Source organism: Acidovorax sp. CF316, assembly GCF_000276605.1.
Lineage (GTDB): Bacteria > Pseudomonadota > Gammaproteobacteria > Burkholderiales > Burkholderiaceae_C > Acidovorax.
This window is the reverse complement of record NZ_AKJX01000169.1, coordinates 1-15,436: the sequence shown is the minus strand read 5'-3', so window position 1 is coordinate 15,436 and position 15,436 is coordinate 1. Positions and strand designations below refer to the sequence as shown.

Sequence of the window (15,436 nt, the reverse complement as noted above, 5' to 3'; positions counted from 1 at the left end):
TCAGGCGGCCACTGGTGCGCGGGCGGCTGGGAACGCGTTGTGCAGGGAGGTGGCCGCACGCACGACCGGCTTGCCACCCACGGGCGGCTCGATGAGCAGGCGCGCTGGCGACAGGGCGTACACCAGCGCCCTCTTGTGCTCGGGGCTGGAAAAGCTTTCCCCCTGCTCCAACACCACGTCGCGGGTGTCATGGTCCAGCGTGATCCAGACGGTGCCGCTCTGGCACTGAATGCGCTGACCGGCCGCATCAGGCAACTGGTGCAGGCCACGGTGGGCTAGTTCGATCATCATGGTAAACGCTCCTATGCATTCTTTGATGGAATGAATATAGTGAGCCAGCCCTTGGAGCTCAAACGGTCATTTGGAATCCTTCGCATGCCCATACAGAATGTGAAAACCGCCTCTTCGGCGATCGGCCGCGAAGAACTGCCGCCGCTGGACCTGTTGCGCAGCTTCGAGGCCTCGGCTCGGCACCTGAGCTTCACGCTGGCGGCGCAGGAGCTTTTTCTCACCCAGTCGGCCATCAGCCGCCAGATCCAGCAGATGGAAGCCTGGCTCGGCGTGGCCCTGTTCGAGCGGCGGCACCGCGCCCTGGTGCTGACCGAGGCCGGCGCCGTCATGCACCGGGCCGCCGTGGATGCCCTGGAGCGCCTGCGCGACGCCACCGCCCGGGTGCGCGCCGTGCCGGCCCTGCGCCAGGTGGCTATGACCTGCACACCGGGTTTTGCATCGCTATGGCTCATCCCCCGGCTGGCGCGCTTCACTGAACGGCACCCGGACGTGGACGTGCGCATCTCGGCCACCCTGGAACTCCTGGACCTGGACCGCAGCCAGCTGGACCTGGCGGTGCGCTTTTGCCCGACCGAAGACGGCCACGGCCAGCCGCTGTTCGAGGAATGGGTGGTGCCCATGTGCTCGCCGCGTCTGGCCGAGAACAGCGCCAACCCCTTGCTGCAGCCCGCCGACCTGGTGCGCCACACGCTGCTGGCCGTGGAGCAGCACCCCGGCATGCCGCTCACGGTGGAATGGGAGCCCTGGGCGCGGCTGATGGGCGTGTCCGAAGTGCGCATGAAGAACACGGTGCGCTTCACCCAGTATGCCGATGCGGTGGCGGCGGCCATGCAGGGCCAGGGGGTGGTGATCGGGCGCCTGCCGCTGCTGGCGGAGCTCGTCGCCAGCGGCCGCCTGGTGACGCCGTTCGGAAGCTGCGCCGCGTCGCAGCGCGGTTACTACGTGGTGCCCAGCGCGCGCGGCACGGCCAATCCGGATGCACAGGATTTCGTGCGCTGGCTGCGCAGCGAGGCCGAGGCCGCCCTGGCACCGCAGCCGGCCATCCCCTGACAACCCGTTCCAGGCCGTGTGTGGCCTGGGGCTAAAGTAAAAGAGCGCCACTGCCTCACACTCGCCACATGCCGTTCCCATGTCCAACGCCCGATCGCCCTCCTTCAAATTTCTGATCGGCAGGGCACCGTGGACCATGCGCAGCACCTTCGAGAGCGACGAGTTCGCCGTGGGCTATGCGAACTTCTATCTGTGCAATGGCGCCGTCATCCCCCCGCAGTTCGGCGATGCCAGGGCCGACGCCAACGCCCGGGCCCTGTTGCGTGGGCTGTTTGCGCGGCGCGAGGTGGTGCAACTGGACATCGACGCCACTGCGGCAGGTGGCGGCTGCATCCACTGCACCACCCAACAACAACCGGCCTGATCCGCCAAACTACTTGCGGTGGCGCAGCGCGCCGTAGGGAGCATGGTCGTTCGCCGCCAAGAACGGCTCGTGCAGCACCTTGCGCCTGGGGGCTGCTACGCCCGCCTGCTGCTCCGACGTGGCCGCCGGTTTCACCTGCACGGCGGCCCGGCCATCGGCCGTCGCACTCATTTCGAGCTGCACCGGGTCCTGGCCTGTTTTCCGGTGGTGCACCCAGGCCACGTCCGAAATCACGGCATGCTCGGCAATCACCAGTCCCAGCAGGTCGGTGAATTCGCGCTCCTGCGGCTGCTGCCATTGCACCTGGATCGTGAAACACTGGCCATTGTTTGAGCAATTGATCGTCAGGTAGGGATTGTTCTGCTGTGTTTTGGCAGACGGGGACGGCGGGATATCCCTCGCCCGATTTTTGAGCGCCTCATTGCTGAATATCTCCAGCGATGCACCGGGATCTTCTTCTCCGATCACCGAGGTATCGATATGGGCTGGGACGACGGAATGGGGACGGGACATGACACACCTCACACCTGATGGGCTCCGGGATATTCTGGACACCAGAACATTCACCCTGGATCTCTCGATCCCTTGGTACTCGCATGGTCCTGGAGCATTGGGAAGATGCGATTGCCAAATCAGCAATGGGTACCGGTGGGCGACCAATAACCCATGGTGAACCGGGTGCCTGGCAATGGCTGTAGGACAATCGCCGGGGGGTGCGCCATCCTCACGCCGCAATCCCTGGATTTTGTTTCCATATTCCCGAGGGCGTTACCAGATCGATCTGGTAATCAATCCAGAATATCCAGGGGGACCGCTGTAGCCCATGGGGACAGGCCTCATTGCGGTGATCCGGCGGCAGCGGGCCTGGCCTTTTTTCGGGCACCATTGACCATCTCCTGCACCCAATGCACCAGGATGCCGGTGTAATCCTCTTTCCATTCGGGGTGGGTCAGGGCATGGTCGGCACCGCCGATCACGCGGTAGGTCATGGAGCGGGTCTGCAGGAAGGCTGCGCGGTAGTTTTCCAGCACCGGGTGGGGCACGACGTCGTCGTTCTCGGACTCGACCAGCAGCACGTCGCCCTTGAACTGCGCGCTGGCCGCAAGGGCCCGGTTGGTCTGCGGTTCGATAGCGCGGTTGCGGTAGGCGGCCACCTCCTGGCGGTTGAGCTTGATCTTGGAGACCATCCAGTCCTCGTCCTTGTACAGCGCGGGCGCCCGAAGGGCCATCCAGCGCACGGGGCGCAGCGCGCTGAGCACGGCGGCCAGGTAGGCGCCATAGCTGGTGCCGACCACCAGCACCGAGGCCGGGTCCACCGCGGGATGCCCCACCAGCAGGTCGTAGGCGGCCAGCATGTCATTCAGGCTGTCCTCGCGCGTGACGGTCTCGCGCTCGGCACGGTCGTTGGCGTGGCCGCGCAGGTCGAAGGTCAGGCAGATGCAGCCCAGCGCGGCGATCTGGTGTGCCCGGTCGATGTACTGCTTCTGGCTGCCATCCCAGCCGTGCACCAGCATCACCCCGGGTACTAGCACGTCGGGGGCCACCAGGGTGCCCGCAATGCTGCGGTTGCCCACGGGGATATGGATGCTCTTATGCCGTGTGGTCATGGATCTCCAGCGTGGTGTACTTGGTCAGCGGTCCGGCCTCGGGGTCGGTGCCCTGGTAGTACAGCGTGGCGCCGACCGGGATCGGGTGCGGCGCGCCGAATTTCTCGACACAGCTGGCACGCACCCGGCGCAAGCCCGGATCCTGGTGGAAGGCCTCCAGCGCCGCCACCTCCGCACCGCTGGCCCCGCCCACGCGCCACGACTGCTCGAGCACGCCCGAGCACCATTGGCCGGCCGCATTCAGGCCCTGGGCCACGTCGTAGTTGATGCGCGAGGCGAAGAACCCCGGGTAGCAGGTGCGCACCGCCTCGTCATAGTCCAGCGCCTGGGTCACCGCATCGTGCAGCGGTCCCGAGGGCGTGGCGGCCAGCAGGGCATTGAAGTCGCCCCGGACCACCGTGAGGTCCGACCCGCCATAGACCAGGGCCCCGTTGTTGTCGGGCGTGAGCCGCTGCGACCCGTAGTACGAGGCCTGCAGTCCGGCCACCCGCACCTGGCCGATGCTCAGCGTCTCCACCTCGGTCAGGTTGTGCTCCAGCACCACGCCATCCCTCTCCAGCAGGCTGTCGCCCAGCGCGTTCAGGCAGGCCTCCAGGGCCTCCATGGTGGCGACGACGGTCTGTCCCCGGCCACCCGTCTCGCCCACCGGCTTGACGCGCAGCGGCCCCAGGGCGAACAGCGCCTCGCCGGCGCGCAGCGCATCGGCGCGCGAGAACGCTGCGTAGCCGGGCAGCACAGAGCGCTTGACCAGCCGGGAAAACTCGGGATTCCAGCCCTCGGGCGCCGCGGCATCGAACGACACCAGCGGGTGGGTGATGGCCTTGGTGGCAATGAAGGCGTGGGGCACGACACCGCCGAACAGATCGTCCTGCCCGTGCACCCCGAGGGCATGTGCGGTGGCCAGGCCGACCAGCGTATCACTGGGCACCAGGTAGGTGCGGCCCTGCCAGACGGGCTGCGGCAACTCGTCGGTGCTGTAGGCGCAGCCCTTGATGTCGGCCAGCCGGCGCACCAGTTCTTCGCGCGTGGTCTGTTCATGGGTGCTGGCGTGTCCGCGCAGCCCCCGGGTGAAGGGCATGACGGTTTCCTGGGCTTCCCGCCGCCGCAGCGCCAGCGCACTGTGGGCAGCCTCCAGGCCGAGCGGAAACTCCGATGGGTGGGATGTCATGGCGGGGCCCTCCAGGCTGGGTGGGCGTGCACTGCGAGAGGATTCGCAGACCCGCCGATGGCACTTACCCGGTCCTTGGCGAGGGCATGCCCTGCTGTTGACCGTGGCTCCATGCTATTTTTGGAGGTCGCCGCTGGCGCTTCTTGTGCGCCGCAACATGCTGTAGGACGCGGGCTACAGCGTGAAAGGCTCAAATCACGAACATGTTCTCGGGCTGCGCACGCGCCACGGGCGCCACGAAGCCCGCCACCCAGCCCGGCAGTTCCTGGGCCGGCATGGGCCGTGCCAGAAAGTAGCCCTGCCCGATGTCGCAGCCCAGGGCGGCCAACTGGTCCCAGTGGGCCTGGGATTCGATGCCTTCGGCCACCACCTTGCGGCCCAGGTCGTGCGCCAGGTCGATGGTGGAGCGCACGATGACCGAGGAGGCCTTGCTCACCGACATGTCGCAGACGAAGGACTGGTCGATCTTGATGTACTCCACCGGCAGCTGCTGCAGGTAGCTCAGCGATGAGTAGCCGGTGCCGAAATCGTCGATGTACAGCGCGATGCCCTGGTCGCGCAGCGCCTGCAGCACGCGCAGGGCGCGCTCGGGCTCGCCCATGACGGTGGTTTCGGTGATCTCCAGCTCCATCAGCCCGGGCGCCAGGGGCCAGGCGGCCTGCAGCTGGCGTATGGTCTGCAGCAGGGATTCGTCGCGCAGGTTGCGCGCGGACAGGTTCACGGCAATCGGCAGGGCCACCCCCTTGGCGGCCCACCCATGGTTGAGCCGCAGGCTGGCTTCCATCACCCACTCGGTCAGCGGCTTGATCAGCCCTGTGTGCTCGGCCAGTCCGATGAAGTCGCCCGGCATGAGCAGGCCGCGCTCCGCATGGCGCCAGCGCACCAGGCCCTCGGCCCCGCGCACCTGCCCGGTGACCATGTCGATCTTGGGCTGCAGGTACAGCGCCAGATCGCCGTTCTCGATGGCACGCCGCAGCTCACCCGCCATCTGCAGGCGGTGCGCCTGGTTGCGGTGCTGGCTCTTGGCCGGGTCGAAGACCACATGCCCGACCCCGGCCTTCTTGGCCTGGTGCACCGCCGTGTCCATGTGGCGGTACAGGTCGTGCGGGGTTTCTCCATGCGCCGGGAACAGGGCCACCCCGGCCGTGACCGAGACTTCCATCGAGATGTCGGCAATCGGAAACGGCTGGGCCAGCACGGCATCCACGGTGCGCACCATGGCCACCGCGGCCTGCGCATTGCACTGCGGCAGCAGGATGGCGAATTCATCACCGCGCAGCCGCCCCACGGTGGCCGATGCGGGCACGGCGTGGACCAGGCGGGCCCCGACCTCCTGGAGGATCTGGTCGCCATAGCAGAAGCCCAGGGCGTCGTTGATCTCGCTGAGCCGCTCCACATTGGCCTGCAGCACCGCGAACTGCTGGCCGGCGTTGATGGCGGACACCAGGATCTCGGTGAACTGCGCTTCGTTGGGCAGGCCGGTGAGGGCGTCGTAGCGGCGCATCTGCTGCATGGCCTCCTGCACCCTGGCCTGCTCGCTGCGATGGCGCAGCGTCGCCACGCCAAAGGCCAGGTCATCGGCCGACTCGACGAGGAAGGTGATCTCGTCGGGCTCGAACATCTTCGGCCGGTTGCTGTAGATCGCCAGGGCGCCGATCACCTCGCCATCCACCCGCAGCGGGCAGGCCAGTACCGAGGCCGCGGCCGGCATGCCGGCCAGCCAGGCCGGGCCGTCGAGGCCGGGCGGCTCCCCGCCCTGCCCCACGCTGGCCAGCCCCGAACGGAACGCATCCCCGAGCACGCCCTGGCCCATGTCGCCCGCCTGCCAGCGCGCGTTCAACGCGCGCAGCCAGGGCTGCGCCCTCGGGTGGGCGCTTTCGGCCACAGGCACCAGCAGGCTGCCCGCAGCCGCATCGGCCGGGCGGCACCACACCACGGCCATGGCATAGCCCCCTGCCGTGACGATGGCCTCGCACATGCTGGAGAGCAGGTCCTGCTCGTCCACGGCACGCAGCATGGTGCGGTTGCCGGCGCTCAGGGTCTTCAGGGCCCGGGTGGTGTGCTCCAGGCGCTGCACATGGTCTTCCAGCTCGGTGTTGAGCGCCAGCACCTTGTCTTCGGCCTGCTTGCGCACGGTGATGTCGGAGCCCAGCACGTAGTATCCCTGGATGCGCCCGCTGTCGTCGCGCTTGGGTATGCATTCGATGGCCTGCCACATGCCAGGAACAGGTTGCCAGTCGTAGCTTTGCCGCTCGCCCTGAAGAACCCGTTCGATCATCGGCGCAGCATGGGCATAGCGCTCTTCCCCGATGATCTCGCGCACCGTGCGCCCCCGAACCTCGTCGCGGTCCGGTGCATACAGCGCCTTGTGCTGCGCGTTGACGTACACATAGCGCTGGTCGACATCCACAAAAGCCAGCACCGCCGGCACGCTGTTGATCACGCTGTAGAGATGGTCTTCGCTGGCACGCAGCTGCGCCGTGCGCTCCTGTACCCGCTGCTCCAGCAGCGTGTTGGCGTCCACGATCAGGCGCTGGGCCTGGCGGGCCAGGCTCTCGTCGCGGAACACCAGCACCACACCCGTCACCTCGCCGGCGCTGTTGCGGATGGGGGCCGCACTGTCGGCGATCGGGCACTCCGTGCCATCGCGGGCGATCAGGGTCGTATGGTTGGCCAGCTCATGGACCACCCCGGTGGCCAGCACCTGGGCAACCGGCACCACCGCCGGCCCGCGCGTGATCTCGTTGATGATGCGGAACACCACGTCGATGGGCAGGCCGCGCGCCATCTCGAAAGTCCAGCCGGTCAGTTGCTCGGCCACCGGGTTCATCCGCGTCACGCGGCCTTCGGTGTCGGTGGCCAGCACGGCATCGCCAATCGACTGCATGGTGGTGGCCAGGCTCTCCTCGCTGTCCGACAGGGCGCGCTGGGCCTGGCGGGTTTCGCGCAGCTGGCTCTTGATCAGCGCATAGGCGCCCGCCAGCAGGGCTGCCAGCACCAGCACCGCAATGCCATTGGCTGCCAGCAGCAGGCGGCGGGTGCGCAGCTGCGCTTCGGTGCGCTCGCGCAGGAGTGCGGCCTCTTCGAACTCCAGGCCGCGCAGCAGTTCATGGATGCGGTCGCGCGTCTTCTGCAGCGGGGCCGTGGCCACGTAGGCGTTGGCGGCCTCCTGCCCCTGGGTCTTGCGCAGCATTTCCACGCGCCGCGAGATAGCCAGCCGCTCGTCCACCATCTGGCGCAGCAGGGTCCAGCGCTCCTGCTGCAAGGCGTTGTCGGCGGTGAGCTGCCGCAGCTGCGACAGCATGGCTTCGCGGGCCTCGGCCGCCGCGTCGCGCTCGGTGATGTGCGCGGGGTCCCCGGTGACGCGAAAGCTCTGCGTGCTCAGCTCGATCTGCAGGGTGTTGGCACGGATATGGGCCACGTTGCCCAGCACCTGGTGGGTGTGGGCCACCCAGCCGGTCGCCTCCTCGGCATCGTCGGCCAGCTTCCAGCCCATCACGGTGACGCCGGCCACCACCGCAGCGGCAGCGATGAACGCAGCCAGGACCTTCGTTTCGAAGCTCGAGCGCAGAAGCAATGGGCCTCCCTCCCCCTGTTATGCCAGGATGGACCATTCTTACATCCGACCGCCCTTCGGCGGTAGCAAAAAATTACATGCCAGGAAGTGGCGGTCTTGTCCTACAAGCCGGCCTAGGTGTAAACGCTTAAGACGACGGTGCCGCCCTCGCTCCAGCGCGCGCGGGCCCACCGGGCACCTCGCCAGCCCAGGGCAAGGTGAAGCGAAATGAAGCGCCGGGCGCCGTTGTTTCCACCAGCGTGATGCGGCTGCCATGCAGTGCCAGGATGCGGTGCGCAATGCGCAACCCCAGGCCGCCGCCGCGCCGCGCGCCCCCCATGGCGAAGGGGCGCTCGAACAGCCCCTCGCGCAGTTCCGGTGCAATGCCAGGCCCGGTGTCCTGCACCTGCACGGACAGGGCATCGCCCTCCCGGGCCAGCAGCACCGTCACGGTGCCGCCTGGCGGTGTGTGGCGCAGGGCGTTGTCCAGCAGGTTCGTCAGCACCCTTTCGACCAGGCCCAGGTCGGCATGCACGGGCGGCAGCTGCGGCGCGATGTCGGCCTGCAGCGCCACCCGGCGCTCCTGCGCCCCGAGTTCGAACTTCTGGAACACATCCTGCACCAGGTCGGCCATGGCAAAGGGCTCGGCCTCGGGCTGGACGAAGCCGTATTCGAGCCGTGCCAGCTCGAACAGGCTCTGCGCCAGCGTGCCCACCTTGCGGCTCTGGTCCAGCGCAATCCCCAGGTAGCGCTGGCGCTCGGCCGGTTGCAGCGTCGCGTCCTTGAGCAGCAGGGTCTCGAGGTAGCCGTGCAGCGAGGAAAGCGGCGTGCGCAGGTCGTGCGAGACGTTGGCGATCAGTTCGCGGCGCTCCTGGTCCTGGCGGCTCAGCACCTGCCATTGCTCGCCGATGCGCGCCACCATCTGGCGGTAGGCTCCATCGAGCACCGCGATCTCGTCGCGGCTGTCCGGCGTCGGTGGTGGTGGCGCCACGGCCGGCACGGGTGGCTGTGCACCGGTCATGTCGAAACGGCGCACGGTTTCGGTCAGGCGGCGCAGCGGCCGCGTGATCAAGGTGAAAGCCACCAGGCCCGCCGCCAGGCACAGCAGCGCGACCATGGCGATGGACCACAGCGCCGTGGTCAGCACCGCATTGGTCGAGCCCTGTGCCGCCACCAGGTCGTGCGCTTCGCCGAGCAGCACCACGTAGATGAAACCCACGTCGCGCCCATGCACGCGCAGCGGCGCGGCGCTGAAGACCTTGCGCCCATCGGTGCTGCGCGGGTCGTCGGCCAGGATGGGCAGCGGCGCGCCATCGATCATGCGGCGCAGGGGCGCCAGGTCCACCCGGTCGCGGCGCAGCCGGCCCTCGGGTGCTGCATGGCCGGCAATCTGCCCGTCGGGCCCGAGCAGGTAGACCTCCACGCTGGGGTTGACCACCATGAGCTGGTTGAAGAGCTTGCGCACGGCGTCGGGCATCAGGCCGTCGGCATCGGTGAGCTGGGCATCGCGGGCGATGCTGGCGGCCAGGTCGCGCGACAGGCCCTGCACCACCTCCAGCTCGTGCATGCGGTTGGAGCGCACCTGCATCCAGGCCGAGGTGCCGCTGCATACCAGCAGCAGCACGGCGAACACCAGCGACAGCCGCTGGGTCAGGGTGAGCCTCATGGCGCGCCCTCGGGGCCGGCGAACTTGTAGCCGCGCCCCCAGACGGTGAGGATGCGTGCCGGCTGCGCCGGGTCGGCCTCGATCTTGGCGCGCAGGCGGTTGATGTGGGTGTTGACCGTGTGCTCGTAGCCCTCGTGCTGGTAGCCCCAGACGGCGTTGAGCAGGTCCATGCGCGAGAACACCTTGCCCGGCTGGCGTGCGAAGAAGTACAGCAGGTCGAACTCGCGCGGTGTCAGGTCGAGCGGCTGACCCGCCAGCCGTGCGTCCCGCGCCACCGGGTCCATGGCCAGGCCGGCCACCGACAGGCTGCCTGCCGCGGCCCGCGCGTTCTGCGCCATGGCCTCTGCCCGGCGCAGCAGGGCGCGCACGCGGGCCACCAGTTCCAGCACCGAGAACGGCTTGGGCAGGTAGTCGTCGGCGCCGATCTCCAGGCCCAGGATGCGGTGCACCTCGCTGGCCCGGGCGCTGATGATGATGATGGGCACGTAGCGCGCCATGGCGCGGGCGCGCCGGCAGATTTCCAGGCCATCCACGCCCGGCAGCATCAGGTCGAGCACCAGCGCATCCCAGTCACCGCCGCGCTCCAGCTGCGCCAGGCCGTCGTCGCCCCGGGCGCAGTGCACCACCAGCAGGCCCTCGTCGCGCAGGTGCATGGACAGCAGGTCGGCGATGTGGGCGTCGTCTTCGACCAGCAGCACGCGTTTGGAGGGGGGTGTGGACATTAGGGGGTCAGGCGGGCCATCGGATGCCTGCATTGTGCGCAATCCGGGCCTGCCGAGTTATCACGAATTTTTGAAGTTTGCGTGAGGACTTGGCGATGGGGCCGAACCTAAGCTTCGTTCCATCTACCGACCGAGGACACCATGACCACCACCCGCCGCCATCTCCTGTTCACCGGATCCGCCAGCGCCCTGGCGCTGGCCGCCCTGTTCTCGCACCGCAGTGCGCCGGCGGCTGCAGGCAGCAGCGAGGTCTTCGAGGTGACCCTCACCGACGCCCAGTGGCGCGCCAAGCTCACGCCCGCGCAGTACGCCGTGCTGCGCCACGAAAACACCGAGCGGCCCGGCAGCAGCCCGCTCAACCAGGAGCACCGCGCCGGCACCTTCGCCTGCGCCGGCTGCGCCCTGCCGCTGTTTTCATCGAAGACCAAGTTCGACAGCGGCACCGGCTGGCCCAGCTTCTGGAAGCCGCTGGACAACGCCGTGGCCACGCGCACGGACCGCACTCTCGGCATGGCGCGCACCGAGGCGCACTGCCGCCGCTGCGGCGGCCACCTGGGCCATGTCTTCAACGATGGTCCCCAGCCCACCGGCCTGCGCTACTGCATGAACGGCCTGTCGCTCAGCTTCACGGCCGGCGCCGCCTGAGGACCGACGCCATGCTGCTCATCCTCCTGGCCTACCTGGGCGGGGTGCTGACCATCGTCAGCCCCTGCATCCTGCCCGTGCTGCCGTTTGTCTTCTCGCGTGCCAGCCAGCCCTTTTCGCGCAGCGGCCTGCCCTTGCTGGCCGGCATGGCGCTGACCTTCGCGGCCGTGGCCACGCTGGCCGCCGTGGGTGGCGGCTGGGTGGTGGCCGCCAACCAGTATGGCCGCTGGGCGGCGCTGGTGCTGCTGGCGGTGTTCGGCCTGGCCCTGCTGTGGCCGGGCCTGTCCGAGCGCATGACCCGCCCCCTGGTCGCCGCGGGCGACCGCCTGTCGCAGACGGCCCAGGGCGATGGTCAGCCGCGCGTGGGCGCATCGCTGCTGCTGGGCGTGGCCACGGGCCTGCTGTGGGCTCCCTGCGCCGGGCCGGTGTTGGGCCTGATACTCACCGGTGCGGCCCTGCAGGGCGCCAGCGTGGGCACCAGCCTGCTGCTGCTGGCCTATGCGGCCGGCGCGGCCACGTCGATGGCCGCGGCCCTGCTGCTCGGTGGCCGGGTGTTCGCCGCGCTCAAGCGCTCGCTGGGCGTGGGCGAGTGGGTGCGCCGCGGGCTGGGCGCCGCGATGCTGGCCGGCGTGGCGGCGATTGCGCTGGGGCTGGACACGGGTGTGCTGGCCCGGCTGTCGACGGCATCCACCGGGGGCATCGAGCAGGCCCTGGTGAACCGGCTGGGTGGCGAACCCCAGGGCAGCGCCATGGCCATGAGCGGCGGCCCGTCGATGATGATGCAGGGCAGCGGCGCCATGATGGCCGCCGCCAATGGGGCCGGCCCGTCCATGATGGCGGCCAACGGCAGTGGTACCGGGTCATTGCCCGACCAGGGCGAAGTGCCCTCGCTCGACGGCGCCGTGCAGTGGCTCAACTCCCCGGCGCTCACCACGGCCGGCCTGCGTGGCAAGGTGGTGCTGGTGGATTTCTGGACCTATTCGTGCATCAACTGCCTGCGCGCCATGCCGTATGTGAAGGCCTGGGCCGAGAAGTACAGGGACCAGGGCCTGGTGGTGGTGGGCGTGCATGCGCCCGAGTTCGCCTTCGAGCGCGATGCTGCCAACGTGGCCAAGGCCGTGCGCGACCTGGGTATCACCTACCCCGTGGCCATCGACAACAACTACGCGATCTGGCGCGCCTTCCAGAACCGCTACTGGCCCGCGCACTACCTGATCGACGCCCAGGGCCGCATGCGCTACCACCACTTCGGCGAGGGCAACTACGCCGAGTCGGAGCGCGCCATCCAGCAGTTGCTGCGCGAGGCCGGTGCCGCTGCCCCGGTGCAGGACGGTCTGGCCCAGGTGGCAGCCCAGGGCGTGCACCAGCCCGCCGACCTCAGCGCGGTGCGCTCGCACGAAACCTACCTGGGCTATGAGCGGGCCGAGAACTTCGCCTCGGCCGAGCCCGCCGTGCGCGACCGGGCCACGACCTACACCGCTCCGGCCCGCCCGGCGCTCAATGCCTGGGGCCTGGCCGGCCAGTGGACGGTGGGCGCCGAGCGCGCCACGCTGGCGGGCGGCAGCGGCGGCATCGTCTACCGCTTCCAGGCACGCGACCTGCATCTGGTGCTGGGGCCGGGTGCGGGCGGCAAGCCCGTGCGCTTCAAGGTCACGGTCGATGGCCAGGCCCCTGGTGCGGCCCATGGCACGGACGTGGCCGCCGACGGCACGGGCACGGTGACCGACCAGCGCCTGTACCAGCTGGTACGCCAGAGCGGAGAGATCCGCGAACGCACCTTCCGCATCGAGTTCCTGGATGCCCCTGTCGACGCCTACGCCTTTACGTTTGGCTGAGCAGGGCCAGGTATCTCCGCATCACACTCACTCCACCTTCCGACAAAGGCGCTCCACCATGACAAACACCTCCCCATCTCCCAGCCGGCGCAGCCTGCTGCAGCTCCTGGCCGGAGGCGCCACGCTGGCCGGCGGCGCCTTGCTCTTCCAGAACCTGGCCCACTCGGCCGAAGAGGCGGTGGTGATCCCCCCGCCCGCGCAGGACCTGCCCGCCGGCAGCGCCAAGCTGGAAAAGGCCATCTTTGCCGGCGGCTGCTTCTGGGGCGTGCAGGGCGTGTTCCAGCATGTCACGGGGGTGCACAAGGCCGTCTCGGGCTACAGCGGCGGCTCGGCCGCCACGGCCACCTACAGCCTGGTGAGCAGCGGGCGCACCGCACACGCTGAATCGGTGGAGATCAGCTACGACCCCGCGCAGGTGAGCTACGGCGCGCTGCTGCAGATCTTCTTTTCGGTGGTGCACGACCCGACCCAGCTCAACCGCCAGGGGCCCGACACGGGCACGCAGTACCGCTCGGCAATCTTCGCGGCCAGCCCTGAGCAGGAGAAGGTGGCGCGCGCCTACATCGCCCAGCTCGATGCGCTCAAGGTATTCAAGAAGCCCATTGCCACGCGTGTGGAGAGCGGCCCGAGCTTCTTCCCGGCCGAGGCCTACCACCAGGACTTTCTTACCGAGAACCCGCGCCACCCCTACATCGTGATCAACGACCTGCCCAAGGTGGCGCACCTCAAGCGGCTGTTTGCCAGCCGCTACCGCGCCGAGCCGGCGCTGGTCAAGCGCGCGGCGTGAGTTCCGGGCCGGTGCCGCCTCAAGCGCGCCGTCCCCGCCCTTCGGCTTTTGCACGGTAGACCATGGCATCGGCCCGGGCCACCAGGCCCTGCCAGCCCTGGCCGTCCGCAGCGCCCTGCGCAACGCCCACGCTGGCACCGATCTCCAGCTGGAGCGCGCCCGTGTAGAAGGGGGCATGGGCCGCCTCGACGACCTTGTCGGCCACGGTATCGGCATGGGCCTTCTCGCGCACGCCCGAGAGCACGATGGCGAACTCGTCCCCACCCAGCCGCGCCACCGCGTCGGTGGGACGCACGGCGGCCTGCAGCCGCGCCGCGAACTGGCGCAACACCTCGTCCCCGACCGGGTGCCCATGGGTGTCGTTGATGGGCTTGAAGCGGTCCAGGTCGATGTACAGCAGCGCCAGGCCGGCCGCATCACCCTCCAGCACCTTGTGCTGCAGGTAGCGCTCGAAGCCAGCCCGGTTGAGCACGCCGGTCAGCGCATCGCGCTCGCTGAGCATGAGCAGGCGGTGCGCTTCCTCGCGGTGCTCGGTGATGTCCTGCGCCATGGCCACGAAGCCCTCCACCGCGCTCCCATCGACCCGCAGGGGGATGAAGGAGATGGCCATGTGCCGGTTGTGTGCCCGGCCCGCATATTCCTTCTCGAAGCTCACGGTCTCGCCGGCCAGGGCGCGCTGCACCCAGGGCAGGCTGCGCTGGTAGTCATCCTCTCCCAGCACCTCCTGCAGCGACCGGCCCACGACCATGCCGCGCGGCCGCCCGCACCACAGCTCGAAGGCCCGGTTGGCGAAGCGGTAGTTGCCATCGCTGCCGACCACCGCCACCACGGCCGGAATGGTCTCGGCAATGGAATGCAGGATGATGGTCTGCAACTGCAGCTGCTGGCGTGCCTGCACCTCGGCGGAGATGTCGCGCATCACCGCCGAATAGCGCGAGATGCGCCCCTGCGCGTCCCGGTGCGCAATCACCATATGGTCCACCGGTACGATGCGCCCGCCCTGTCCCAGCACCGTGGTCTCTCCCAGCCACACCCCGTCCCGACGCACGGCCGGCATGATCTCGTCCCTGTGGCGGCGGAGGGTTTCTTCCGTATTGAACTGCTCGTAATCGTCTCCTTGCACCGATGCACCGAGCTCCAGGCCGCGGGCACGCCGCGCGGCAGGATTCATGTATTGCAGTTGCCCACGCCAGTCGGTCTGTATGACAAAGTCGGTGGTGTTGTCGAAGATGTCGGTGATGTCGCGCAGCGTGCGCTCCGTGGCCTTGCGCTCGGTGACATCGATGCCGATGGTGAAGATGCCTTTGATGCGGCCATCGGTCCCGGTATCGGGGATGAGCTGGCTTTCGATCGTCCGGGCCTGGCCGAAGGCCTCCTCCTTGAACTCGAAGCGCTGTGCCGTGCCGTGGATGGCAGCGCGGAAGGCCTGCGCCACCGTGGGATCGTCGGGGCTGCCCAGCAGCTGGGCGCGCGTGCGCCCCAGGATCTCCTCGCGCGGCCGGCCAAAGCGCTCGCTCTGGCGCTGGTTGACGAAGCGGTAGCAGCCCTGCGCATCCACATAGGAGATGCGCAGGGGCAGGTTGTCGGTGATCTCGCGCACGAAGCGTTCGCTGTCGGCCAGGCGCCGTTCGAGCGCCTTGCGCTCGGTGATGTCCTGCAGCGCCCCCACCAGGCGCCGCGGCTCGCCATGCGCATCATGCTCGGCCTCCCCCACCGCGCGCACGCAGCGGCGGCGGCCGGTGGCC

13 protein-coding genes are annotated in these 15,436 nt (G+C 68.8%); 5 read left to right on the top strand and 8 right to left on the bottom strand.

The genetic code is table 11. The features are described from left to right. Positions 1-291 carry a DUF2917 domain-containing protein gene (locus PMI14_RS21910; protein WP_007857580.1) on the bottom strand — a complete coding sequence of 97 codons (291 nt, stop codon included), beginning with the start codon at positions 289-291 and terminating at the stop codon, positions 1-3. An 84-nt stretch (positions 292-375) separates the two neighbouring features. On the opposite strand from PMI14_RS21910, the gene PMI14_RS21905 reads away from it, so the two are divergent. Together PMI14_RS21905 and PMI14_RS21900 are read left to right on the top strand one after the other, a co-directional pair. Next, positions 376-1,341, top strand: a complete 966-nt coding sequence (locus PMI14_RS21905) for a LysR substrate-binding domain-containing protein (protein ID WP_007857579.1) — start codon at positions 376-378, stop codon at positions 1,339-1,341. 79 nt (positions 1,342-1,420) lie between these two features. Next, on the top strand, positions 1,421-1,705 hold the full coding sequence (locus tag PMI14_RS21900; RefSeq protein WP_007857578.1) for an agmatine deiminase family protein: 285 nt from the start codon (positions 1,421-1,423) through the stop codon (positions 1,703-1,705). Between the two features lie 9 nt (positions 1,706-1,714). Here PMI14_RS21900 and PMI14_RS35015 read toward each other — a convergent pair whose 3' ends face one another. The 6 genes from PMI14_RS35015 to PMI14_RS21870 all read right to left on the bottom strand — a co-directional run bounded on the left by PMI14_RS35015 (position 1,715) and on the right by PMI14_RS21870 (position 10,424). Next, entirely contained in the window at positions 1,715-2,218 is a 504-nt protein-coding gene (locus tag PMI14_RS35015) for a hypothetical protein (protein WP_007857577.1), read from the bottom strand. A 323-nt stretch (positions 2,219-2,541) separates the two neighbouring features. Beyond that, the gene (locus PMI14_RS21890) at positions 2,542-3,312 is read right to left on the bottom strand and encodes a S9 family peptidase (RefSeq protein ID WP_007857576.1); all 771 of its coding nucleotides are present in this window, start codon (positions 3,310-3,312) and stop codon (positions 2,542-2,544) included. Next, on the bottom strand, positions 3,296-4,480 hold the full coding sequence (locus PMI14_RS21885; protein ID WP_007857575.1) for a DUF3182 family protein: 1,185 nt from the start codon (positions 4,478-4,480) through the stop codon (positions 3,296-3,298). The genes PMI14_RS21890 and PMI14_RS21885 overlap by 17 nt, the downstream gene beginning before the upstream one ends. Positions 4,481-4,670: 190 nt before the next feature. Then, positions 4,671-8,057: an EAL domain-containing protein gene (locus tag PMI14_RS21880; protein WP_007857574.1), complete on the bottom strand. Its 3,387-nt coding sequence runs from the start codon at positions 8,055-8,057 to the stop codon at positions 4,671-4,673. 127 nt (positions 8,058-8,184) lie between these two features. Beyond that, on the bottom strand, positions 8,185-9,702 hold the full coding sequence (locus PMI14_RS21875) for a HAMP domain-containing sensor histidine kinase (protein WP_007857573.1): 1,518 nt from the start codon (positions 9,700-9,702) through the stop codon (positions 8,185-8,187). Further along, complete coding sequence (locus PMI14_RS21870) at positions 9,699-10,424, bottom strand: response regulator transcription factor (protein ID WP_035205058.1); 726 nt, start codon at positions 10,422-10,424, stop codon at positions 9,699-9,701. Before PMI14_RS21870 ends, PMI14_RS21875 begins: the two co-directional genes overlap by 4 nt. A 141-nt stretch (positions 10,425-10,565) precedes the next feature. Here PMI14_RS21870 and msrB point away from each other — a divergent pair, with 141 nt between their 5' ends. Genes msrB through msrA form a run of 3 tightly spaced genes read left to right on the top strand, consistent with a single transcriptional unit; the run spans position 10,566 to position 13,691 of the window. Then, complete coding sequence (gene msrB / locus PMI14_RS21865; protein ID WP_007857571.1) at positions 10,566-11,069, top strand: peptide-methionine (R)-S-oxide reductase MsrB; 504 nt, start codon at positions 10,566-10,568, stop codon at positions 11,067-11,069. Between the two features lie 11 nt (positions 11,070-11,080). Beyond that, positions 11,081-12,904 carry a cytochrome c biogenesis protein DipZ gene (locus tag PMI14_RS21860; protein ID WP_007857570.1) on the top strand — a complete coding sequence of 608 codons (1,824 nt, stop codon included), beginning with the start codon at positions 11,081-11,083 and terminating at the stop codon, positions 12,902-12,904. Between the two features lie 58 nt (positions 12,905-12,962). Further along, positions 12,963-13,691, top strand: a complete 729-nt coding sequence (gene msrA, locus PMI14_RS21855) for a peptide-methionine (S)-S-oxide reductase MsrA (protein WP_007857569.1) — start codon at positions 12,963-12,965, stop codon at positions 13,689-13,691. A gap of 19 nt (positions 13,692-13,710) precedes the next feature. On the opposite strand, the gene PMI14_RS21850 is transcribed toward msrA, so the two are convergent. Further along, positions 13,711-15,436, bottom strand: a 1,726-nt coding sequence (locus tag PMI14_RS21850; protein WP_007857568.1) for a bifunctional diguanylate cyclase/phosphodiesterase, incomplete at its 5' end; no start/stop codon positions are given.